This window comes from Pseudonocardia lutea (genome assembly GCF_042658055.1).
In the GTDB taxonomy this organism is placed as follows: Bacteria; Actinomycetota; Actinomycetes; order Mycobacteriales; family Pseudonocardiaceae; genus Pseudonocardia; species Pseudonocardia lutea.
Genome location: NZ_JBHSQK010000147.1, coordinates 1 through 1,494, shown reverse-complemented (window position 1 = coordinate 1,494; position 1,494 = coordinate 1). Strand labels below are relative to the sequence as shown.

At 45.5% G+C, this 1,494-nt stretch carries 1 protein-coding gene; it reads left to right on the top strand.

Translation table 11 applies throughout. The features are described 5' to 3' along the window. Positions 1-1,426: 1,426 nt before the first annotated feature. A partial coding sequence (locus tag ACFQH9_RS32060; RefSeq protein ID WP_117060328.1) for a Rop family plasmid primer RNA-binding protein occupies positions 1,427-1,494 on the top strand: 68 nt, incomplete at its 3' end.

The window sequence follows — 1,494 nt, the reverse complement described above, 5'->3', positions numbered from 1 at the left end:
GGCTTTCACTAAATACGAGTTTATTCTGCAAATCACTCATGGATACATCCTTTTTTTGTCAAAAAAAACCTAATGCCCCCGTGGTGGGTATATAAAAATCACGGGGAGCGTAGCGACCTTCGTCCAGCTCGTTTCTTGTGTGTCTCACCCTGCAAAAGGTTCGATTGTGTGGGTGTAGTGTCCGACGCTTTCAATCACACTACTCCGCTTACTACTTTCTTAGACCCTCGTTTTATCAGGTGCTTGTTATCGTACAGCGAGACGGGGTAGAGCTTAACTCTTTTGCGGTTAAGTTACATATCCACCAATTGCCTGTTTATCCTGCCGGAGTCCGGGGCGTAGACCTGAGTGTCTAAGGTGCAGATATTATTTTAATGTCGTTGAATGGTATTAAGCTGGTAGTGACAATGCTAGCCAGCCCTGCTAGGATTTGATTTCTGACGTCTATTCCTGGCAGGCATCTGCGAAGAATTAGAGTACCGAAGCCCTGTGATTCTGTCACGGGGCTTTTGTACATTTAAAGCCAGAGAATCAAAAACATCCCCACAAAGACACCCTCACCGCTCGCCGCAGCCGAACGACCGAGCGTAGCGAGTCAGTGAGCGAGGAAGCGGAAGAGCCACTGCCTTGGCATGGTTCACCGGACACTCTGGTCATGCATATTGGCGCACTTCACCTGACCTTTCGCTCATGGCAACATGTCAAGCAAGCAAGCAAGCCAGTATACACTCCGCTAGTGCTACGTGACGGGTTCAGGGTTGCACCCCTAAAACCGCTAACAACCTCTCAGCTACTGGATATTATCACATGCCATCTGAATATGATGATCCACGGGATTCGACTGATACGCAGCTTCCCGGCGAATATGACCTTTTTGATTTAATGGCGAAGGTTACTGAAGAGAACCTTCATGCCCCTGTGGATTCTGGGCCGCCTGTCGGCCAGGAAGCGTTATAACTTTTTTCGCTTGCCCGCGTACGTGGTAATACGCAGGTATTACATCTTATTTATTTATTTTCATGTAGTTACATGTGATTGTAATACCTTGCGTATTACACAAATAAACGAATATTTCCATTTTTACCATTTAATTCATGCAGTTGCGATGAAAATCGCGGCTGCGTTAGGTGTATGATCATTTAAGGGGCAAAAAATTATCATTCTGGCTGGGTTAACTGCGCAGGTTAAGGTGCATCGGTGACGAAAAAGCGTCTTTAACTGCTTCGTTCATGCTTGCATGAACGGATTATTTTTCCGGACTACAGGAAGACTACAAAAGCTGATGACTTAATCCTGATTTTTAGTGCGATGACTACATATAAACTACAAAATAACTACAGGATTACCTCAGATCCGTTCTCTGAACCATTCGTACATCCGACCCCTTACCGGTTTTACACTGAGCACTGATGCTCTGAGGTTCCTTATGACGAAACAACAGAAAACAGCGCTGAACATGGCTAAATTCATCCAGAATCAGTCTTTGCTCCTGCT